The 21,750-nt window shown below is 38.4% G+C and carries 25 protein-coding genes; 11 read left to right on the top strand and 14 right to left on the bottom strand.

From position 1 onward, the window contains the following. Nucleotides 1–66: 66 nt before the first annotated feature. From J0J69_RS03815 to J0J69_RS13485, 12 genes are all read right to left on the bottom strand, one after another. Complete coding sequence (locus J0J69_RS03815) at nucleotides 67–705, bottom strand: ABC-2 transporter permease (RefSeq protein ID WP_009269237.1); 639 nt, start codon at nucleotides 703–705, stop codon at nucleotides 67–69. Further along, on the bottom strand, nucleotides 689–1,450 hold the full coding sequence (locus tag J0J69_RS03810) for an ABC transporter ATP-binding protein (protein WP_009269236.1): 762 nt from the start codon (nucleotides 1,448–1,450) through the stop codon (nucleotides 689–691). Before J0J69_RS03810 ends, J0J69_RS03815 begins: the two co-directional genes overlap by 17 nt. Then, complete coding sequence (locus J0J69_RS03805; RefSeq protein WP_009269235.1) at nucleotides 1,450–1,929, bottom strand: helix-turn-helix domain-containing protein; 480 nt, start codon at nucleotides 1,927–1,929, stop codon at nucleotides 1,450–1,452. The genes J0J69_RS03810 and J0J69_RS03805 overlap by 1 nt, the downstream gene beginning before the upstream one ends. Before the next feature lie 166 nt (nucleotides 1,930–2,095). After that, entirely contained in the window at nucleotides 2,096–2,881 is a 786-nt protein-coding gene (locus J0J69_RS03800; RefSeq protein WP_009269234.1) for an ABC transporter permease subunit, read from the bottom strand. Further along, nucleotides 2,878–3,795 carry an ABC transporter ATP-binding protein gene (locus J0J69_RS03795; RefSeq protein WP_009269233.1) on the bottom strand — a complete coding sequence of 306 codons (918 nt, stop codon included), beginning with the start codon at nucleotides 3,793–3,795 and terminating at the stop codon, nucleotides 2,878–2,880. The genes J0J69_RS03800 and J0J69_RS03795 overlap by 4 nt, the downstream gene beginning before the upstream one ends. Next, nucleotides 3,796–4,914, bottom strand: coding sequence for a helix-turn-helix domain-containing protein (locus J0J69_RS03790; RefSeq protein ID WP_009269232.1), 1,119 nt, complete (start codon nucleotides 4,912–4,914; stop codon nucleotides 3,796–3,798). It abuts the gene before it with no gap. 89 nt (nucleotides 4,915–5,003) lie between these two features. Further along, nucleotides 5,004–5,324, bottom strand: coding sequence for a hypothetical protein (locus tag J0J69_RS03785; RefSeq protein WP_009269231.1), 321 nt, complete (start codon nucleotides 5,322–5,324; stop codon nucleotides 5,004–5,006). 167 nt (nucleotides 5,325–5,491) lie between these two features. After that, nucleotides 5,492–6,319: a bacitracin resistance undecaprenyl-diphosphatase BcrD gene (bcrD, locus tag J0J69_RS03780; protein ID WP_002576322.1), complete on the bottom strand. Its 828-nt coding sequence runs from the start codon at nucleotides 6,317–6,319 to the stop codon at nucleotides 5,492–5,494. Then, a complete protein-coding gene (locus tag J0J69_RS03775) occupies nucleotides 6,319–7,068 on the bottom strand; it encodes an ABC transporter permease (RefSeq protein WP_002576323.1) in 750 nt (249 codons plus the stop codon). The genes bcrD and J0J69_RS03775 overlap by 1 nt, the downstream gene beginning before the upstream one ends. Further along, nucleotides 7,061–7,978, bottom strand: a complete 918-nt coding sequence (gene bcrA / locus J0J69_RS03770; protein ID WP_212725646.1) for a bacitracin ABC transporter ATP-binding protein BcrA — start codon at nucleotides 7,976–7,978, stop codon at nucleotides 7,061–7,063. The genes J0J69_RS03775 and bcrA overlap by 8 nt, the downstream gene beginning before the upstream one ends. A gap of 180 nt (nucleotides 7,979–8,158) precedes the next feature. After that, nucleotides 8,159–8,773, bottom strand: coding sequence for a bacitracin resistance transcriptional activator BcrR (bcrR, locus tag J0J69_RS03765; protein WP_009269230.1), 615 nt, complete (start codon nucleotides 8,771–8,773; stop codon nucleotides 8,159–8,161). Further along, complete coding sequence (locus J0J69_RS13485) at nucleotides 8,763–8,960, bottom strand: helix-turn-helix domain-containing protein (protein WP_009246557.1); 198 nt, start codon at nucleotides 8,958–8,960, stop codon at nucleotides 8,763–8,765. The genes bcrR and J0J69_RS13485 overlap by 11 nt, the downstream gene beginning before the upstream one ends. A gap of 165 nt (nucleotides 8,961–9,125) precedes the next feature. On the opposite strand from J0J69_RS13485, the gene J0J69_RS03755 reads away from it, so the two are divergent. From J0J69_RS03755 to J0J69_RS03720, 8 genes are all read left to right on the top strand, one after another. Continuing rightward, complete coding sequence (locus tag J0J69_RS03755) at nucleotides 9,126–9,479, top strand: helix-turn-helix domain-containing protein (RefSeq protein WP_002576326.1); 354 nt, start codon at nucleotides 9,126–9,128, stop codon at nucleotides 9,477–9,479. Nucleotides 9,480–9,717: 238 nt separating this feature from the next. Continuing rightward, nucleotides 9,718–10,653 carry an N-6 DNA methylase gene (locus J0J69_RS03750; protein ID WP_336511271.1) on the top strand — a complete coding sequence of 312 codons (936 nt, stop codon included), beginning with the start codon at nucleotides 9,718–9,720 and terminating at the stop codon, nucleotides 10,651–10,653. Next, nucleotides 10,643–11,911: a restriction endonuclease subunit S gene (locus J0J69_RS03745; RefSeq protein WP_212725644.1), complete on the top strand. Its 1,269-nt coding sequence runs from the start codon at nucleotides 10,643–10,645 to the stop codon at nucleotides 11,909–11,911. The genes J0J69_RS03750 and J0J69_RS03745 overlap by 11 nt, the downstream gene beginning before the upstream one ends. Nucleotides 11,912–11,923: 12 nt before the next feature. After that, the gene (locus tag J0J69_RS03740; RefSeq protein ID WP_212725643.1) at nucleotides 11,924–14,953 is read left to right on the top strand and encodes a type I restriction endonuclease subunit R; all 3,030 of its coding nucleotides are present in this window, start codon (nucleotides 11,924–11,926) and stop codon (nucleotides 14,951–14,953) included. A gap of 314 nt (nucleotides 14,954–15,267) precedes the next feature. Then, nucleotides 15,268–16,158 (top strand): Rpn family recombination-promoting nuclease/putative transposase, encoded by an 891-nt coding sequence (locus J0J69_RS03735; RefSeq protein WP_055274886.1) that lies wholly within the window; start codon nucleotides 15,268–15,270, stop codon nucleotides 16,156–16,158. Between the two features lie 480 nt (nucleotides 16,159–16,638). Further along, the gene (locus J0J69_RS03730) at nucleotides 16,639–17,091 is read left to right on the top strand and encodes a hypothetical protein (RefSeq protein WP_055274888.1); all 453 of its coding nucleotides are present in this window, start codon (nucleotides 16,639–16,641) and stop codon (nucleotides 17,089–17,091) included. 142 nt (nucleotides 17,092–17,233) lie between these two features. Next, nucleotides 17,234–17,704 carry an EcsC family protein gene (locus tag J0J69_RS03725; protein ID WP_237252435.1) on the top strand — a complete coding sequence of 157 codons (471 nt, stop codon included), beginning with the start codon at nucleotides 17,234–17,236 and terminating at the stop codon, nucleotides 17,702–17,704. Continuing rightward, entirely contained in the window at nucleotides 17,682–17,861 is a 180-nt protein-coding gene (locus tag J0J69_RS03720; protein ID WP_237252433.1) for a hypothetical protein, read from the top strand. The genes J0J69_RS03725 and J0J69_RS03720 overlap by 23 nt, the downstream gene beginning before the upstream one ends. A 53-nt stretch (nucleotides 17,862–17,914) precedes the next feature. Here the strand turns inward: J0J69_RS03720 and J0J69_RS03715 are convergent, their stop codons facing one another. Next, the gene (locus J0J69_RS03715; RefSeq protein WP_212725642.1) at nucleotides 17,915–18,601 is read right to left on the bottom strand and encodes an MgtC/SapB family protein; all 687 of its coding nucleotides are present in this window, start codon (nucleotides 18,599–18,601) and stop codon (nucleotides 17,915–17,917) included. A gap of 179 nt (nucleotides 18,602–18,780) precedes the next feature. On the opposite strand from J0J69_RS03715, the gene J0J69_RS03710 reads away from it, so the two are divergent. Both J0J69_RS03710 and J0J69_RS03705 read left to right on the top strand, forming a co-directional pair. Beyond that, nucleotides 18,781–19,110: a cupin domain-containing protein gene (locus tag J0J69_RS03710; protein WP_212725641.1), complete on the top strand. Its 330-nt coding sequence runs from the start codon at nucleotides 18,781–18,783 to the stop codon at nucleotides 19,108–19,110. Nucleotides 19,111–19,200: 90 nt separating this feature from the next. After that, complete coding sequence (locus tag J0J69_RS03705; RefSeq protein WP_212725640.1) at nucleotides 19,201–20,841, top strand: SWIM zinc finger family protein; 1,641 nt, start codon at nucleotides 19,201–19,203, stop codon at nucleotides 20,839–20,841. Between the two features lie 30 nt (nucleotides 20,842–20,871). Here the strand turns inward: J0J69_RS03705 and J0J69_RS03700 are convergent, their stop codons facing one another. Then, nucleotides 20,872–21,060 carry a hypothetical protein gene (locus tag J0J69_RS03700; RefSeq protein WP_055241556.1) on the bottom strand — a complete coding sequence of 63 codons (189 nt, stop codon included), beginning with the start codon at nucleotides 21,058–21,060 and terminating at the stop codon, nucleotides 20,872–20,874. Nucleotides 21,061–21,191: 131 nt separating this feature from the next. Between J0J69_RS03700 and J0J69_RS03695 the strand changes: the two genes are divergently transcribed. Continuing rightward, nucleotides 21,192–21,734 (top strand): hypothetical protein, encoded by a 543-nt coding sequence (locus tag J0J69_RS03695; RefSeq protein ID WP_212724615.1) that lies wholly within the window; start codon nucleotides 21,192–21,194, stop codon nucleotides 21,732–21,734. Nucleotides 21,735–21,750: the final 16 nt, after the last annotated feature.

Genomic DNA, 21,750 nt, shown 5'->3' with positions numbered 1-21,750 from the left:
CGGGTGCATATGCGCCGTTCATCTTGACCGTTGACTGGCTCGGCTGGCTTTGCTAATATTTCGATTTTACAAATCAACTTTTTCAAAACGTTTTGCGGAAATTCGATACGCTAATGGAACAAATACGCCATAGCAGACAATCCCGACTATTAAAATCGGCAACTGTATCAGCAAATGCTCTGGCTGGTAGCTATCCATCCAAACAAGCGCGGGGATGTAGGAAGTGGCTTCTATCGCTACCATGAGAAAAACCATAGGAATTGCTGCAAGGATAAATGATTTTCCGACTTTGTAGCCGCTTTTATAAAATGCCGTGAGAAATACCAAGTCGAACACCGCATATAAGATAAATCCAAAACCATACCATGCAACGGTTGCGTCTAAACCTACGGGGTTATTTGCTATATTCATGGTATTTCGCAAAAGTGCAAACGGGATAGAGAAAAGCAGTTGAAATAGCTGAAAGAAAACGACAAGCAGGCATTTCCCCAGAACACTTTCCCGTTTTGTTACTGGTAAAACGGCTGTGTACCAGACATCATTTGTTTCTCGCGCATTCAAAAAAGTGATGTAAGGTGCTAAACAGCCAAACATAAAAATTACACTGTAAGGATAGGATGGCACCAGAACAAGACAGCCTAAAAAGGCAAAAACAATTGAGGTTGGATGGGCTACAAGCCTCATTTCCTTATACAGTAATGTCATCGTCCCATTCACTCCTTTCTGTACGCAGCATAATTTCTTCCAAAGTGAGCGGCCCCGAATCATCTGGGGTTTTCAAATGCTCAAAGGAACGCAAAAATGTATCTTTATCTGCGCTTTGCAATACCCGCCCATTCTGAATATAGGTAATATCATCTGTACATCTATCCAAATCAGAAGTAATATGTGTAGAAAACAGAATAGAACATTTTTCGTTTTTCACAATTTGCCGAAAAATATGAAGCAATTCCTCACGGGATACCGGGTCCAGACCAGAAGTCGGTTCATCCAAAATCAGTAACTCGGCATGATGGGACAATGCCAGTGCAAGCAGGTATTTTACTTTCATTCCGTTTGAAAGTTCTTTGAATTTTTTACTTTCATTCAAAGCAAAACGCTTGATATATTTTTGATACTGCTCCTCATCCCAGTCCGTGTAAAATTTTTGAGTAACAGCCGTAATAGTAGAGAGCTTCTTCAACGGATAAAAGTCAATCCCACCAAACACAACGCCTATGCGTTGCTTGCACTCTTTTTCATACTGATAGAAATTCTTTTGGAACATGGTGACATTCCCACTTTCTGGCGACACCATGTTGAGAATAGCCTTTAAGGTTGTACTTTTCCCCGCTCCGTTTTTACCAATCAGCCCCATAATACGGTTAGGCGCAAGAGAAAAGCTGACATTTTCCAGAGCAAATCCGGGGTAGTGCTTATTGATACTCTGGACGCTCAATACAGCTTCCATTATTTTTTCTCCTTTCCGTCTTGTGTATCTGCCATATTCAAAGCAGTTTTGAATAATTGAGCAATACCCAGAAAAAAATCTTCTTTCATCAGTGCAATTCCCGGATGTTCCGGTTCTTCATCCCCTAAAACAACTAACATATCTCCGGGCTTAATTTTGAATACGTCTCTGGCCTGCTTGGGAAGTACAATCTGACCGCGTTCCCCCACACGAACAGTTCCGAATATGTGCTTACCCTTAGGCGGTATGCTTTCGCCAGTCTGCCCTTGGTCGTAATGGATCAGGTCGTCGAGTTCCACATCATATAGTTTTGCCAGCGCGTCACAATTCAGGATATCGGGTACTGATTGGCCTGCTTCCCATTTTGCAACAGCCTGCCGGGAAACACCAATTCGCTCGGCTACTTCTTCTTGGGAAAATTTATTAAGTTGACGCAGTGTAGTCAAATTATAGGCGATATTACTTTTCTGCATTTTCATACTTTTCACACCTCCTACTCTCATTATACGCTTGACTTTTCAAAAGTTCTACCAACTATGGCAAGCAAAAAATGTTATGTTTGGTTGCGTAAGTATAATAGGTGATACAAGTTGAATAAAAGGAAGGCTCGATACATCGCTGTATCGAGCCTTATCGAGCCTTTCTTTATTGTAGAAGTTTTTCATAAGTGAACCGCCCCATAGATTTTTGCAGCAAAATCCAGGCGAGTACCGCACAAACCACGCCAAGGCCCAGCAGAATCCAGACATTCATAAGAAGAACACCGGTAAACTGTCCCACGATCAGCAGAAGCAGCGGAAGGAGCAGGAAAACGGCAACCTGCTGAGATTCCTCCACACTTTGCGCCTTGGCAGAGCCCCGAACGATAAGGGTAACGGCAATCAGGGAGATCGCAGGAGACACCAGCAACAACACCACCAGCCAGCTGATACTGGGAAGTAATAATCTGCCCATAAGGAAAAACAGTTCTGTTTCGATGACCAGGAACATAGCCACGAATGTGATCAGCGAGACAAGCATACTCAAAAGGAAAGAAGCCCATACCTTTGCCCGAAAAATCTGCTTGAGAGTAAGCGGGCAGTAGAGCAATGTTTCAAGGGTATGACGTTCTTTTTCTCCCACAAAGGCACTGGCCGCCATAATGGAAGCGGTCATAATGGGAATGACCAAAAAGAATACCGGCAGGATATAATTCAGAATCATGCTGGAGAGCGTAAGCTCCAAACTGTCCATGCGGGATGTTTCGGGGAGCAGGTCCAGCAGCCTCATAATATCCGGATCATCCGGTATGAAATGGATGGTAATCAAAAAAATTGAGGGTAGCACAATGGTCAGAATCAGAGGGACGATTAAAAGAGCGATAAATAATCTGCGGTTGGCCGCGAGACCACGAAAATCCTTTTTGATGATCGCATACATTGTAGTTTTCATATCCCTCGGTCCTCCTTTCTGCCGGTAGTCAGCGCAAAATAGATATCTTCCAGACTGGGTTCCATGAGATTGACAGAATAGATATCTTCACCAGCCTCCACGATCTTTCGCACCAAACCCGGAATTTCTTTTTTATCCCGTATATTGACTTCAAATTCATTGGCTCCGCGCTTAATAAAGTTCAAACCGTCCGGAACAGCCGACGCGCAGACACAAAGCGTTTTCGTCGTAAAAACCTGAGCGCGTAATTCTTCCATGGTGCCCGAAGCCAGAAGTGATCCCTGTTCGATCAACCCGTAACGGGTGCAAATCTCCTGTGCATACCTGAGCTGATGGGTACAGAGGAAAATGGTGACTCCCTCTTTGCGGGCCAGATTTTGAATCATCTGGTTGACATTCTGCGCACTTTCCGGATCAAGGCCGGAAGTCGGCTCGTCAAGAAAAAGAACTTTGGGCCGATGCAGCAATGCCCGTGCCAGAGAGAGTCTCTGTCTCATACCGGTAGAATAGGTAGCCAGTTTCCGATCCTTCGCCTCCATCAGATCTAATTCCCTCAGCAGCAATTCTCCCCGCTGCTCTCCTTCTTTTTGCTTTAATCCGAAGGCTGTCGCATAGAACAACAGGTTTTCGATACCGGTCAAGTTGTTATACATCTGTGCGTGTTCTGTCACAATTCCTGAAAGCAAATGTGCTTTCTCCGGCTGGGTATGGGGATTGACTCCCAAGATCTCACAAGAACCTCCAGAAGGGGTAAGGACTCCGGTAAGAAGTTTTACAGTTGTTGTTTTCCCTGCGCCGTTAGGACCCAGAAAACCGAATACTTCCCCTGCACTCAGCGACAAGGAGAGCTGCTTTAACGCTTCTTTCCCGCCGGTATATGTCTTAGACAGTGATTGTATGGTAACAGTCTCCATTTATTTTCCCTCCTCATTTGCCCTCAATCGGTCAACCATCGCCTGAAACCGTGGGTTATTTGCCAAGGGCAGAAAGGCGGGGTTTTCACTGAGAGCCTGTGTGATACTGTGCCGGATCAGCGTTTCATCTCTTGGCGGAAACGATCCTAAAACAAGCTCGCCTTCCAGCCACTCATCCAGAAGATTAAAAAATTTGTCCCCATGCAAATGCAATGGGTAAATATCGCTGACGGCAAGCTCTGTATACTGCATGAGAACATCCAGCGCCTGTTCGGTATTTCCAAGTGCCATCCAGTCCTGCGCAATCGTGATATAAACTCCAAAAAGGATGCTGGGGTGCAGCGTTTTCATTTGAAAAATATCTGCTATGCGATAAAACCGTTCACAGGCTTCTGCAAACTGCTCCGTATCATTCAGGCATAAGTTTAGATAGGAAGGGAACAAATCTAATAGGACCATAATCTCTTTGTATATTCCGGCCTGAAGGATCTTTTTTGCCTCCTGGTCATTGCCGGTCATTCGATATGCGGATGCCAGCAGTGGTTCCGGAGAACCGGCCTGCATTTCAACTGGCTCCAGAATATCGATGGCTTCCGCTGGACGCTGGAGCTGAAGAAGGCAAAATGATTCCATTAACAACGCTTCTTTTTGGAGATTCGGTTCGTCCGCCTCGGTCCTGACGCGGTGACACCATTCCAGGGCCTTTTCCATGATTTGTGTCACCTGCTCCGAATTGGAAGCCTGCGCTGCGTGATTGATTAAAAGTGTACCCAACTGAAACAGCAGAGGATAGCAGGAGTAATACTTCTTTGCCGTTTCCAGGCATTCAGCCAGAACATCGTCAAAAGGCAACACGGAAAAGTCCTTGGAAAGGCGGAGATAGAGTTTCTTAATCTCCTCTTTTTCCATCTGCGGCTCATATCCGATCAGTTCATCAATGGTGATATCAAAATAGGAAGCCAGCTGCGGCAACAACGAAATATCTGGTAAGGAAGAGTTTGTCTCCCATTTAGAAACCGCGCCTTTTGAAACGCCAATATGGGTCGCCAGTTCTTCCTGAGTAATTCCCCGTTTATGGCGGTTTTCAATCAGAATCCGGCCAAGATTCATTTCTTTCATCCTGTTCACCTCCCAGTAGCCTTATTATACCGAAAGAGGGACCCCGATACAACGGAGACGTGTTTCACTTTTCTCGTTAGAATCAACTGTCAGGAAACTTTCAAAGGCATGTAACGAGAAGAAAAACTTGGACGATATCGCGTTTGATCAATCTTATCAACATCCCATTGATAAGATAACGATGCAAACTTTCGGAACAGCTGTGATTGACCACATACTTCATCATATTGTTCACAAGGTATTGGTTGCGTATGGTTTTGAAAAACCCTTTGACTGCAAAACCATGCCCAGTCATATTCTTTCATGGCAGCAATCTGTTCTTCGCTCATCCCTGCATCACAATACTCAACTTCTAAACGCTTCCATCTACTATCAAACTTCTTTTTCTCATATCCATAATTAAATCCCATTATTAACCTCCTGTAGATTCAATTTGCAAAATTCACCATGCAAACTAAAATCAGGAGGAGATCGACAACGAGAATCTCTGGGTTGTTTTCCATCCCCAGAAACAAAAATGCCAGCTGATCTTAAGGACCAGCTGGCATTTTTATTCGCGCACAAAGAAAACGCATTATTAAGATTTTATAAGTACAACAAGTATACCAAGCACAATTCGATACCAACCAAACACCTTAAAATCATGTTTTTTGATAAAGTTCATTAGGAATTTAATTACTAAGACAGATACCGCAAATGCCACAGCCATACCGAGAACAAGAGCGAGCAGTTCTGCACTTGTAAATTCAAACCCGAATTTTAACAGCTTAAAAGCACTTGCTCCAAGCATAGTAGGTACTGCGAGGAAAAAAGTAAACTCTGCTGCTGCCACTCGTGAAACTCCTATGAGTAAAGCACCTATAATCGTTGCTCCCGACCGTGATGTGCCGGGTATAAGTGATAACACTTGAAATGCCCCTATCAAGATTGCTGTTTTATAGCTGATGTCAGAAAGTGCCATAGTAGTAGGAGTACGCTTTTTATTCCAATTTTCTATGAGAATGAATAACAAACCATAAAAGATTAACATGATTGAAATCACAATGGGGGTTTGGAGGTAAGCATCCAAATAATCATCAAATAGAATCCCCATAATAGCTGACGGTACACAAGCTACCGCAACCTTGAACCACAACGAGAAAGTATCCTTTTTAACAATTGACTGTGCTTTGTTCTTAAATTGAAAGGGAAACATCTTGTTCCAAAACATTACAACCACTGCGAGTATAGCTCCAAGTTGAATAACAACAAAAAACATTTCTTTAAATGCTTCGCTCATATTAAGTGTGATAAATTCGTCCACAAGAATCATATGTCCTGTGCTGCTGATAGGTAGCCACTCAGTAATACCCTCAACAATTCCAAGAAAAATAACTTTTAAAATTTCTATAAAATCAAGTACCATTATTTCAAATCCTCCTTTTTAAAATGATGAAAGGTCATAAGAAAACCAACTGCTGATACAAGAATAATAATAGATACAGACAGCAGTGTAGGATAGCCGGTACTCTGAAGTTTACCCTGCACCAAGAAATAGGTGGCTGTCCACGGATACAACGCTCCCCATTCTTGATTTGAAAGTGCGGCACTTCCCATGACAATCACGGCAGAGCCAATCATCGGGGCGACAAATCCTTTTGTTTTCATAGCAACAAACACAAAAGGAGAAACTGTTAAAAACATCAGGATACTGCCAAACAAAAACTTGGGGAGCCATACTATTGCCACTAGTAAGCTATATCCCTCCAATGTAAAGACAGCGTCATATAGCCCACAAACGATAAATATACCTGCCCATGTTACAAGGGTTAGCATAACAATCCAAAGAAGCAGGGTGCAAAATTTTCCAATTAATAGTTTTGTCCTTGAAATGGGTATGGGCAATATGGTTTTGAGGGTGCTTTCTGTGTACTCTCTGCTAAACAAGTAAGCTGCAATTGCCACATATATCATAATGTTTACCAGCAGCATGATATACAGTACACTGTCGCTGTATATGTCAGACAAGGTAAAGATAATCTCCGGCTTATCAAAATGTGTTTGCAAGGCTTCTATTAACATCAAAAGTGGGGTAGATAATACCCCTGCCACACTAATTAGCACCATTTTTGAACGCTTTAGTTTTAATAATTCACAAGAAATAAGATTAAGCAATACCGCCACCTCCAATCAGTTTAGAAAAGTAGTCCTCTAAGTTTTCCTCACTATCATTTATCCTTGTCACGAGCAGTCCATTTCGTGCAAATTCTCGATTGATTTCTCCAACACTTTGGCTAAAGTCATAAATTCTCACCGTACCGTCCTGCACTGTAAAATCCGTCATGTGGTAGTGGTTTTCTAAAATCTTTCCGGCTATCTCACTGTCAGATAAATCAAATTGAATGTATTTTCGATTCCTTTTGTGAAGCTCGGATATATTCACTTCCTCTACTAAATGCCCCTCGTGCATAACGCCGATAATATCTGCTATCTGTTCAATCTCGCTTAAAACATGGCTTGAGATAAAAATGGTAATGCCATGATTGTGACTAAGTTCAGATAAAAATGAGCGTATTTCAACTATTCCAATGGGGTCAAGTCCGTTAATCGGTTCGTCAAGTATTAAAAGCTCCGGCTCGTGCATAATGGCGGCGGCAATACCAAGCCGTTGCTTCATTCCGAGGGAATAATCGGAAAAGACTTTTCTTTTCTCCTTATGCAGCCCCACAACTTCAAGAGCTTTTTCTACTCCACTTTTAGATACTCCCCCTCGCAGTTTAGCGAGAATTTGCAAATTCTCATACCCTGTTAAATTACTGTAAAATCCCGGTGTTTCGATAATAGAGCCTACTTTGCTATAAAGGGTATGGATATTTTCCTTATAGTTTGTGCCAAACAAGCGTACCGTTCCCTCCGTTGGGAAAGCAAGCTGCAACATCATTTTCATTACTGTGGTTTTGCCTGCTCCGTTTCTGCCGAGCAAACCATAAATTTTGCCCTTTGGCACATGAAGATTTACCTTATCGACAACGGTGGCTGTTCCGTATCGCTTCGTAAGATTTTCTGTTTCAATGATATAATCCATATTTGATTCTCCTTTCCGTGGGTTGCTGTTCTTGTTTTCGCTGACCACAATCTTATTATCCACGAGTATTGCATAGAAGCCAAGAAATCTACCGTCACAATGCCGACACAATAGATGTCAGCACGAAAAAAGCTCCGACACTTATCGTGTCAGAGCCTATTTTAAAGGGTTTATGGCATTTTACTTTGTTTGGGTTTGCTTTATCCAGACAAATATTTTAGCAACAAATAGCAGAAACATAAGGGCGGTTACATAGGGTTGTCTTGCCGCAGCGAAGAAGCAGATAACAAGCGTACTCAGCACGAGAGAGCATTTTGTGATTATGTTGCTCCATGATTCCTTTTCAAAACAAACACACATCAGTTTCGCTATCCCAAGTGCAATCAAAACAATAAAAACAATCCAATAGATTGCAAGATATATTGGGGTAGTGTCTGTAAATGAAAGTAGATTGACAGAATAAATATATCCGTCAACAAGGTTACCATACAACGGCAAAAGTATAAAAGTAACCGCCATCATATCTAATATTCCATAAATGAAACTGTAAATTTTTTTCAAGTTGGAACGATTTTCAGTTTCGGCAAGTGTAATCAGTTCTTCGCCCGATAGCAGTTCATCTATGGTCACAGAAAAGAATTTAGAAATACACTTGAGCGACTCAATGTTAGGGTAACCCTTGCCGCTTTCCCATTTTGAAATGGCTGTTCTTGATACATATAATTGCTCCGCAAGTTGTTCCTGCGTTAAGTTCTTTCCAGTCCTAAGCTGTTGTAGCTTTTCATTAAATTCCATGATTCTCCTCCTGTTTGTTCCTTGTTTTCATACGTCCATCAACGGGTTTTTCTGCATCTTTTGGTATCATCCATGCACGACCAAATTTTTCAGTTCCGTCAATGCGATTTTCCTCACATAATTTTTGTATCCGTCTTTCCGATATGCCCCATTTTTCAGAAGCGGCTTTCACAGAAATGTAATTCATAATATCAACTTCCTTTCGCAAAGAGTATATAATTATTATATACGGAATGACGAATAATAGCAAGTTTCTCTCCACTAATACGAAATTATACACTACTAAACATAAAATCATACTTCGTTCAAATATCATCACCCGAAATGTACAATGATATAGGATGATATTAAAATGTACCAAGATGAAAGAAAACTTGATTTTAAGCCGTTAGGTATAGCGATAAAAAAAGCTCGGGAAGCAAAAGGGTGGACACAGGAATATCTTGCCCAACTGGTAGACCTTACGCCACGCTCTATTATGTATATAGAGAACAGGGGGCAGCACCCAAGGCTTAACAAATTTTATCTCATTACTACCTTGCTTGACATCTCTGTAGACCAGTTCTTTTTTCCATGCAATGAAGATGGCGACAACAATCGCCGCAAACAAGTTGATGTACTGTTGAATGATATGGAAGAAAAGGAGCTTATCGTGATGGAAGCTACGGCTCAAGGCTTGAAAAAGGCAAGAGAAACTGCGGAATAATTAACGCTATTTTCGTAAGCCAAAAACGAGGGTAATGACAACCTTTTAATTTTTCCTCACCTTTTAATTATTCCAAAATCTCTACACCGCAAGGCTGACACCTCACCACATTGCCGAGTGGTAGCAGGATAACTGAACATATAAAACAAGGGCTTCCAAAGTCAGCACATGACCTCGGAAGCCCTTATTTCAAGCCTTTTTCAGTGGCTTTTGCTCCGGAGAGGGCTTTTTCTATTGTATCAAAATCAGTAGGAACATCGACCCAGCTTGTGGTAGTGGGGGAATGTTTGTTCAATCATATAAATTCGTCAAAGAGCATAGTGGAAATACGTTTGATATTTCGGTTTATGGACAAGAGTGGAATCCAACGACTTGGAAGTTAGCAAAAATGAACTTAGCGATTCGTGGAATCGAAAATAACTTAGGTTCTAAAAATGCCGATACGTTTGGTGAAGATTTACATCCAACATTAAAAGCCGATTATGTCTTGGCCAACCCTCCATTTAATGATAGTGATTGGGGAGGCGCTTTACTTGAGAACGATGCGCGTTGGAAATGGGGTGTTCCACCTGCTGGAAATGCCAACTATGCTTGGTTATCACACATGGTTGATAAGTTAAATCAAAACGGAATTGCAGCAACGGTTCTTGCGAATGGATCCCTTTCAAGTAATACGTCAAATGAAGGGGTTATCCGTCAAAATATGATTACGGCTGATTTAGTGGACTGTATTGTGGCTTTACCAGATAAATTATTCTATTCGACGGGAATTCCAGTTTGTATTTGGATCATGAATAGAAATAAATCTCATAAAGGGAAAACGTTGTTTATCGATGGTCGTAAACTTGGTACGATGGTGACACGACGTTTACGCGAATTAACAGACGAAGAAATTAGAAAAATTGCAGATACTTATATTAACTATAAAAATGATGAAAACTATGAAGATATTCAAGGATTCTGTAAAGTAGCAGATCTTGATGAAATTAGAGAACATGACTACATTTTAACACCAGGTCGCTACGTTGGGATTGAAGAGGCAGACGATGACGGGGAACCATTTGAAGAAAAAATGGAACGTTTAACACAACAATTAGCAGAGCAATTCCAAAAATCTAAAGAGTTGGAAGAGGAGATCAGAAAACAACTTGGAGGAATTGGATATGTGTTTTAATTATATAAGTTTAAAAGAGTTAGTTAATAGTGCAAATACCGGGGCAGATGCGATAAAGAGAGCACCTATTGTGGAAGAAGATACCGGGTTGAGATGTATAAGGATTGGAGATATATCTAATAATCGTCCATTTAACGAATGGGGATTTACCAGAGCAGAAGATACAGTAATTAATAAGTTTTTATTAAAAAAAGATGATATCTTAGTGGCGAGAACTGGAAATACAATTGGTGTAGTTAAGTATATTGATAAAGATCTGAATTCCTTATATAATAATGGATTAATTCGATTAAAGGTAAACCAAAATATTTGCCCTAAATATATATACTATAATCTGATATCTAATAATTTTAAGCAATATATATATGGAATATCTGCTGGAACATCGACTCAACCAAATATGAAAATTAACCATATGTTAGATTATAAGGTAATGGATATTCCTTATAATGAACAAAAGGCAATTGTTGATATTCTTTCTTCTTTAGATGATAAAATTGAGTTGAATAATCAGATGAATGAGACGCTTGAGGAGATGGCGCAGGCGCTATTTAGGCGATGGTTTATTGATTTTGAATTTCCAAATGAAGAAGGTCAACCCTACAAATCAAGCGGTGGCGAAATGGTCGAAAGTGAATTAGGAATGATTCCAAAAGGATGGAAAGTAAAGAAAATACAAGATGTAAGTGTTTCAGCAAATACTGGAGCAGATGCTATACGACGTGCTCCAATCGTTGAACATGATACCGGGATAAAATGTGTGAGGGTTGGTGATTTCACTAATAAAAGAAATTATGATGCTTGGGGATTTTGTCAGATAACGGAAGAAGATTATAAAAAGTTTCAGTTAAAAGAAAATGATATATTGATTACTAGAACAGCTTCAATCGGTTTAATCAAATTTGTACTAGAGGATATAAATGCTGTATTTAATAATGGAATTATTAGATTAAGAGTATTTGATGAGATTGCCATGTATGTAAATGCAACATTAAATTCAGTAGATTTTACAAATCATATAAATAAGATTACAGGTGAAACATCAACTAGACCAAATATGAAAGTAAATTATGTTTTAAATTATAAATTTGTAGTTCCTAATGAGAAAATTAATAATCATTTTATTAATATTTACAGTAAAATTCTAAGGAAAATAGATTATATTTCTAAAGAAAATCAACAACTTGCACTAATTAGAGATACTTTATTACCCAAACTGATGTCTGGTGAGATTCGTGTGAGTGATGTGGAGAGTTAGGAGGGAGAAACGTTGTTTACGGAGACGAGTTTTGAAAATGTCGTCATCGACTATTTAAAAGAGTTGGGGTATGAGTATGCTCATGGGAGTGAACTAGTCAAAGAAGATAAAGAAGTGTTATTACTCGATCGTTTAAAACAAGCGTTAATTCGTTTAAATCCGAATGTACCTATTTCAAGTCTTTCAGAAGCGATTCGTGTGATGAAAAACTTTGACACTAATGATGTGTTCACCAATAATAAAACCTTCCATCAGTATTTAACGGAAGGCATTGAAATTAGTGATTTTATTGATGGAAAAACGGAATATTATCGTGTGAATTTAATAGATTATGACAATCCTTCTAATAATGATTTTTTAGTCGTTAATCAGCTTGAAATTACAGAAGATGGGGGCAAAAAGATTCCAGATGTGTTCGTGTATATTAATGGAATTCCACTGATTGTCATGGAGCTTAAAAGTACGTCGCGCGAAGAAGTCACGATAGAAGATGCGTATAAACAACTGATGAATTATAAAAATGTTCATATCCCTTCATTATTTTACTATAACGCCTTTTTAGTCATTAGTGATGGCGTGGAAACGAAAGCGGGGACGATTACCGCTTCATTTGATCGCTTCATGAGTTGGAAGAAAGTTAATCCTGAAGATGATAGTGCCATGTATCAAAATCGCTGGCTTGAAAGTTTAATGTTTGGTTTATTTCATCAACCAAGACTCCTTGATGTCATGAAAAACTTCATCTTATTCACACCAAAAGCTAAGATTATGGCGCAATACCATCAATATTATGGAATGAAAAAAGCAATCGCGAGTTGTGAAAAAGCCGTTCATGGTGATGGACGGGCAGGCGTGGTATGGCATACACAAGGAAGTGGAAAAAGCTTTTCCATGACCTTCTTAGCAGGAAACCTGGTGAAAAGTCAGAGTTTGAATAACCCGACGCTATTAGTGATTACCGATCGTAATGATTTAGATGGTCAGTTATTTGAAACCTTTAAATCGGCGAGTGATTTCTTACGTCAAACACCGGTCCGAATGGATTCCCGTCAAGAAGTGAAAGACTTTTTAGGAAATCGTCAAACCGGTGGAATTGTTTTTTCAACGATTCAAAAATTTGTCGAAGAAACTGGATTATTATCCGAACGACGTAATATCGTCGTGATGGTTGATGAAGCGCATCGAACTCAATATGGACTCGATGGAAAGTTTGACTTAGACAAAGGGGAAACCAAATACGGATACGCTAAGTATTTACGTGAAGCCTTGCCCAATGCGACTTATATTGCCTTCACCGGAACGCCTATTGAAACAACGGATAAATCAACGTACGGTGTCTTTGGTGATTTAATCGATGTGTATGATATGACACAAGCGGTGGATGACGGGGCAACCGTTAAAATTTATTACGAATCACGCTTAGCCAAAGTTCAACTCGATGAACGAAAACTTCAAGAAATTGATGATGAATACTGGAGTATGCAGGTCAATGAAGGAGTCGAAGATTATGTTGTTGAACAAAGTCAAAAACAAATGAGTCGCATGGAACAAATTATTACCCATCCGCAACGCATTCGTGAAGTGGTGAGTGATTTAATTGAACACTATGAACAGCGCCAAGACTTAGTCGCTGGAAAAGCAATGATTGTTGCTTATTCACGAAAAGCGGCGTGGGCGATGTATCAAGAAATCATGGCTCAACGTCCCGAGTGGAAAAATAAAGTACGTATGGTAATGACATCAAATAATCAAGATGAAGAAGAAATGGCGAAACTCATCGGAAACAAAAATACGCAAAAACAATACGAAGCTGAGTTTCGTGATGTGAACTCAGATTTTAAAATTGTGATTGTCGTGGATATGTGGTTGACCGGATTTGATGTGCCCTCACTAGATACGATGTATATCGATAAACCGATGAAAGCTCACAACTTAATGCAGGCGATTGCACGTGTCAATCGTGTGTATGAAGGAAAAACAGGTGGATTAGTCGTCGATTACATCGGGTTGAAAAAAGAATTATTTGATGCTCTTAAAACGTATACGAATCGTGACCAAGATAAAATTCAAGAAAATGAAGAAGCGAAACGCTTAGCGCTTGATTATATCGAAGTGTTACGTAATATGTTCCACTACTTCGATTATAGTGATTTCTTCACAGAAAGTGATCGCCGTCGTTATGAACTCATTCGTGATGGAGCCGAATATGTGCAACTCAATGAAAAACGAAAAGCACAGTTTATGGACACGACGAAACGTTTAAAAGATGTGTTTAAAATCTGTACAAGCTTGCTAGAAAAAGAAATGAAACAAGAAATTTCATACTTTATTGCGGTGCGCTCGTTTATCATGAAAACAAATAAAACAGGAACACCGGATTTAAAAGAAGTGAATCATCGTATTTCAAAAATGCTAGAAGAAGCGATCTTAGGTGATGAAGTCTTAGTTCTTTCTGAAGCGGGAAGCTCAGATAATTTTGACTTATTAACAGAAGAAAACCTTCAAAAACTTCAAGCCATGCCACAAAAAAATATTGCCGCTAATATTTTGATGCGTGTCATGAAAGAAAAAGTGGATAGCTTAAAGAAAGTTAACTTAGTCAAAAGTAAAGAATTTTCAGAAAAGCTACAACGCATCCTAGAGCAATACAATAATCGTCATGATGAAGAAGATGTGTATGTCGTATTAGAAGAGTTAATTAAATTAAAAGATGCCATTTTAATTTCTATTGAAGAAGGAACCCAACTGGATTTAACTTATGAAGAAAAGGCCTTCTTTGATGTCTTAACAGAAGATTTAGAAATTTTAGAAACAATGGATCGTGAAATATTATTAACGATTGCAAAAGATTTAGCTAAAGTCATTAATGATACCATCAAAGAAACAGGAGACGAATGGTACAAAAGTGAACGCGCACAGGCAAAAATGCGTACCAAAATCAAACGTCTCCTAAGAAAATACGACTATCCACCAAACAAAAGCGAACAAGCCATCAACCACGTCCTCGAACAAGCTGAATTACAGTGTATGAGTATGAGATAATTTTGGAATTTTGGTGAAGATAAAATAGTCATACTTAATAATAAAAAGTCCTCCTATAATCTAGTAAAACTAGAATGTAAGGAGGATTTTTTATTATGAGTATTCAGGCTTTTTTTATAGACCAGAGACAGAAAGTAACATTAAGAATTAATTACTACATGATATTAGGCATGTGAAAGATAGCATACTTGGAGCAGTAGATGATATTTCTGATATAGATTTAATTCTTGTCAAAGTGAGAACGATGCAGTAAAAAAGGAAACTTAAATAAGGCCGCGTAAATCATATTGAAAATATGATACGAGGTGATTAATGTGAAGTGGAAAGTGAGTCCATTTAATGATTTTATTTTTAAAAAGCTATTCGGAACAGTTGGAAATGAAGAGTTATTAAAGGCATTTTTAAATGCAGTCATGAAGGATAAAAATCTTCCTCTAATTGAAGAAGTAACAATTATTGAGAAATTAGAGTTAGAGAAAAATCATTTTGAAGAAAAGCTAGGAATTATTGATGTCCATGCTAAAACCGATAAAGGTGAAGTAATAAATATTGAGGTCCAACTTTGTAATGAGTATAATATAGATAAACGAACATTATTTTATTGGAGTAAATTATATTCTTCAAATATTAAGAAGGGGCAAAACTATGAGGTGCTCCCTAAAGTGATTACGATTAATATTTTGAATTTTAATTATTATCATGAAAAATGGGTTCATTTATTTTTTACTCCAACGGCTGATGTAGATTCAAATCTTAAGATGAATGAGCTCGAAGTTCATTTCATCCAGTTACCAGCGTTTCGCAAGAGACATGAGAAAAACTTTAAAACTCATGAGTTAGAACGTTGGTTAACATTTTTGACCCAATCAGCCAATGAGGAAGAGTTGGAGGAGATCGTTGCCATGGACCAAGAGATTTTTAAAGTATATGAAGAAATTAAGCATTTATTAAGTGATGAAGAAGTTTTAGCAGTAGCTGAAGCCAGAGAAAAACAATTTTTAGATTATAACAGCGCTATTAATCACGCCGAAGCCCGAGGAAGACAAGAAGGCGTGGAGCTAGGCATAGAACAAGGGGAATTTAATAAGTCTATTGAAATCGCTAAAAATTCCATTGAAAATGGTTTAGATGATGAACTGATTGTAAAAATAACAGGTTTATCTATAGAAGAAATTAAACGACTCCGAAATGAATTAAATAAGTAGTTGGTTTCAATGATTTTATAATATTGGGTGTTGCTAAATAAGCAACGCTTTTTTATATGATGAATGGTCAATACAAATTATAGTTATTTAATAAAAATGTAGGATTAGATAAAATACTACTAAAAAATAAATGAAGCACAGACCGCAGTCTCTATCTTAATACCCATCACGGATATGCACTTCTTGATTTTATAATTGAAATAGTTTTAATAGGGTGCTACTAGGTCCTAGCGACTATATTAAAACTTTTTCTTAGCTGGTTATTTTTGAGCCCTTTTCTATATAAAATGTAGCTTAAGATGTGAAGAAAGTCATTAATATGACGGGGTAATGACTAACCGTTTATATAATAAATAATGGACTTCTTTTATTTATTGTATTTTTAAGAGATTAGAAATTTAAAAACTTTTTAATTAAACCATGCACGTTTGCCGTTTCCTGACGTATTTTAAAGTAGATGCTGATTGGTGGGGTGAAACGATGAAAAAGGTAGAGGATTGTAAATTTTTGAGTGGAAGTTTTGTGGAGGATAGAATTAGGGAAGCGTTTAAGAAAAATGAGTATTGTCAGCTTTTTGAGCTGAGTTGTAAGTATCCAAAAGAGGCTGTTCAGTTTGCGCCATATCAGACGTTAAAGACGCGTTTAAAAGAACGAATTAAAGAAGACATGCGTTATCAAATACTAGATCGATTTAAAGTTGAAACGATCGAACATCTTCCTTATAAATATGTAGAAGAACTTGAAAACTTTATCAATCATGAGTATTGTCCATCAAAAGGACTAGTCAAAGAAATTTATAATTTAAGTTTATTTTATGATTCTCTTCGTTTAAGAACGGGGTTAAGGTTAGATGAAACAAGTGTGAAAGGAAATTATAAGCGTGAGCTAACCTTCTCTGAAGATTTAAGACGAATTATTGATGCAGAATTTTAAAAGCGTTAGATTATGAGTCTAACGCTTTTAAAATGTTTAAGATTCCAATTTTATGTCATCACACACGCGAGGTTACTTGATTTGTCATAAGATAATATTACTCAAAGACACTGATAGTAAAAAATTCTCGAGGTGAAGCAGTATGGAAAGCAGTAGTCAATTAACTGAGTCTAAAATGATGCAAGTCTTAGAGTGGGGGTATGAAAAAGCAATTCAAGGACTTCCAGGTATGGAGTCGGCAGAAGAGTTAGCTAAACGTTATCTTGAAAAGTATGACACCGTTGATGAAGCCATTGATACCTTCATAAATTGGCAGTGTGCAAAATGTGCAACTAGCGGATTTATTACTGGATTAGGGGGACTATTAACATTACCTGTTGCGATTCCAGCTAATATCAGTTCTGTTATTTTTGTTCAAATTCGGATGATCGCAGCCATTGCCTATATGAGAGGTTATAATCTAAAAGATGATCAGGTTAAAACATTAGTTTTTGTGGCTTTAACGGGTCAAGCTGCTACAGATATTTTAAAACAAGCTGGGATTACGATTGGCTCAAAAGTTGGGATGAATTTAATAAAAAAAAATGCCTATGAAAGTCATTTATCAGATTAATAAAAAAGTGGGCTTTCGCCTAGTAACGAAATTTGGTCAAAAAGGTGTTATTAATTTAGGTAAAATGGTTCCTATTGTTGGTGGTGTCATTGGTGGAACGGTTGACACCGTTGGAACATTAACCGTTGGAAAAACGGCTAAAAAACTCTTTATTTAACAATTCAGTCCCGTAATATGCTAAAAAGATGACGCCTTGGCGTCATCTTTTGTTTAATATTCGGTCATTTTAACAGATACAATTTGTTCATTTTGGTTGATATCATTAAATAGTGTTGTAGCATCAAGTGTTTTATGAAGTTTTTTTGTTGAGAAATTGAAGGATATTTCAGTGATATCGTCATGTAAACCAAGAAGTTCTAAATCAAGAATATGCGCATGATACTTTTTTGCCGTAGCATTTAAATGCTGTAAGGTTTCATTTAAGTGATGGCATTGAAGATTAATCGAAAAGCGACGATATTTTCCGAATGGGATGAACGTGGAAGCATGTTCAAAAATGGTGAGCGTTAAGATGACAGATACAAATCCAATAACGGAGATAGCATAGGCTCCTGATCCAACGGCGAGTCCTAAACAGGCAACTACCCAAAGACTAGCGGCTGTTGTTAATCCTTTAATGGTAGTTCCTTCTTTCATAATGGTTCCCGCTCCTAAAAAACCGATGCCAGAAATGACTTGAGCACCTAAACGAGAGGGATCAACGTTAAATTCGGCTCCAATATGAGTGGCATTAAATGATCCAAGTTGCATGATGACACAGGAACCAACCGCAACGAGCATATGGGTTCGTAATCCGGCGGGGCGATGTGTACTTTCTCGTTCCCATCCGATGAGACCACCAATAAACATGGCTAGTAAAGTGCGAAAAGTAATATTGATTAAAAGTTGATAGTTCATTAGTGTTCCCCCCACATTTAAAATGGTTTATGTTTTACGATATGAAAAATAAAAGTCAAATAGAACGTGCAAGTGTTTGAAGTGATGATTTAGATCATCTCTCAGAAGTTTTTTTGCTTGATGAAATCAAGTATAGTTTCTTGATTCTGCTCCACACTACTTTTGAAAGGAGTGTTGTTATGCAAAATCAAACCCAAGTGGTGAATTTAAATTTTTTAAATGATCGTAAAGAAATCGTGACTTCTAATGAAAAGTATAAATGCGTCTATTTTAATTTTGAAGTTGGAGATGGATTAGCCAAACATCATCATGACGGATATGCGACAGTGCTCGTGTTAAAAGGTGCCGTGAAGATGACCTTTGAGACAGAGAATGTTCCACTGGCAGATGAAAATGTTTTTGAATTAAGCGAGAATATGATGTTATCGTTTGATGCACGTGTCGTTCATGACTTAGTGGCACAAGCACCATCACAAGTATTAGTCACAATTTCAGAACGTCTAAGTTAAGAAGTGAGAACTCTCACTTCTTTTTTTATGTATGAAGTTCCGACAAAATACCACATAATAAGTGTATCTAAGCTATGGCGAGGTGGGATCATGAATTTATATAATTTTATGAATGAGATTGATGAAACCATTTTAAATCGAGGGCTTCTTTATTTTAAAGATGGTCATGTGCTAGGAACAAAAGTGTTATCAAATGGATGGGTGGAAGTGTTGGTGGTAGGGCATGATGACTATACGGTCAGCGTTCAACTAGCAGACGACGGTACCATCTTAAAGGCAAATTGTGCATGTCCGTACCGAGGAGGTCCGATTTGTAAGCATGAAGTAGCTGCTTTTTATTCCCTCTCTCATTCCTTTACTCCAAAAGAAAGTCCTTTAGCCAGTCTTTTAAAAAGTTTATCGATCGAAACATTGGTGGCAGAGCTTTTAAAAGTGGCAGATGAAAATCCAATGATTTATGAACGGTTGATGGCCTATCAGCAACCACAGGATCAATTAGCAACGTTTGAAAGACAGTTAGAGGAAATGGTGGCTAAACATATTCAGTTCGGTCATGAGATTTCAGGAAAAGCGGTGCAGCACTTCGTTGATGATTTATATGAGTTGCTAGGGCAGATAAAAGAGCAAGCGTCTGTTCAATTAAAGGTCGAAATGATGCTTTTATGTCGAGAGGAATGTGAGGGAGTCGATAATCAAATTGATGATTCAGATGCCATTTTTTCTGAGTTTTTAGGGGAGTTACATGCTCAGTTGCAAAGTCTTATTTTTGCGACTATCGATTATCATCAAGATATAGATGAGGTTTTTTCATTATTGATTAGTCGGTTACGAAAAAATACGACCTGGGTTGATTTTGAACTTCTCGATTTATTGTGTGAATATGGGCAAGAACCCCGATACTTACAACCAATCATCCATTATATTGAAATGATGGTTGAAGTGGTTGAGGAGAAGGTGAAAGGGTCTTTGTATAAAGTGTGGTATGAATTACTGGCGAAGTATGAGGAAGAAAGTTTAGATGCGTTCCTTGAGCGTCATGCGGATGTGCCCGTCTTAACCGAATTTCGAGTGGAGCAATTCGTTTCGCAAGCAAGGTATGAGGAGGCTATTCCGTTGATTTTAGAGCTTGAAGCGTTTGAAGAAAATCGTTTTGATGCGACATGGAAACTGTATCGCTATACGATTTATGAAAAAATGAAAGATATAGAGGGGATGAAAAAACTGGCGTATGAGCTCTTTGTTGGAGGGAATTTTGATTACTATGCGAAATTAAAAAAACTTTATGGGGAGGCGTTTCCTTTCATTTATGAATCCCTAAAATTAGAGATGCGACGATTAGATAAGCAGGAGCTTTATTTGAAAATGATTGAAACAGAAAAAGATCAAGAGGCACTGCTGGCTTATGTGAAAGAGGACTTACGTTACATTGAAAGGTTTGCAAGTTTACTTTGGGACACATTTGAAACAGAGGTGCACCATTTATATGAGCAGTATATTAAACAGGAACTCATGAAGGTTAGTCATCGAAGTGGTTATCGTCGAATCTGTGCCATTTTCAGACGATACCGTCCCTTTACAACCGATGAGGCGTATGAGACACTTATTCATCAATTAATCGCCATGTACCCCCGACGACGAGCACTTATTGAGGAATTACAACTTTTACTTCATGAATTAGAGGAAGAAAGCTCAAATCAGCATGTCGAGCAACTATCAATAGATATCGCTTAAAAAAAGATGACCTGAAAAGGTCATCTTCTTTTAGTTATTCATGGTCATATAGTTAATCACAAAACTATGAACTAGCTCGTCTTCACTGGCAAATGAGGTTTTATAGTAAGTATGATAGTTAAAGGATTGAATGTAAACATTCGGGTTATCTTTCAGCCAGTTGTTGACGGTCTTCACCAAAATCTCTTCCCCTGCTGTGCTTGAAAAGATTTTAATCATAGAGACTCCTCCTTTAACAAATGAGATAATACATTATATGTGTCAAAAGTCCAAAAAATGCTTCATCTTTTGTATGAAAATGATGGATTTAGGATTATAATAGAATAATTAGTTAGAAATGAGGCGTTAGTATGAAGAAGTGGATTTGGATATTGAGTGGTTTAGTGCTATTGATCATCGGGGGTGTTTATGTTAATCGTCATCTTCCCGAATGGATGATTAAAGGTGGACTCGCGTATGTACAGAAAACGGATTATGCGTTAATTTTAGAGTCAGATAAGGTTTCGCTGGATACGGACCAAAAGGCTGTGGCCAAAGACGTGTTGCAAACAATGACCTATGATGTGAAAGGGACCCGTCTTTTAGGCGATGAAGCGTTTGTGACTGTTGAGGTGACGCTTGTTGATTTAATGCAGCTCATAGATAATGAAAAAGAAGCGATTTTTAAAAATACATTATCAGATTGGAAACAAACACTAAATGATTTATTTAATCAGCGAATAGAAGGGGTTGTCATTCGACAGTTAGCACTTGTTTTAGAGCAGACAAGGGAGAAGCCGATGACAACTGTCACGATTGAGGTTCCGTTTGTTCGAGAATATCTATGGTGGAAACCTGTGATGACGAAAGAATGGATTGAATCCATCGTACACGATTATTTAACGCACGAATAGGGAGCGGATGTGTCGC

It is taken from the genome of Turicibacter bilis (assembly GCF_024499055.1).
Classification (GTDB): Bacteria; Bacillota_I; Bacilli_A; order MOL361; family Turicibacteraceae; genus Turicibacter; species Turicibacter bilis.
The sequence above is the reverse complement of the archived record's forward strand: the minus strand, read 5'-3'. Positions and strand labels throughout refer to the sequence as shown.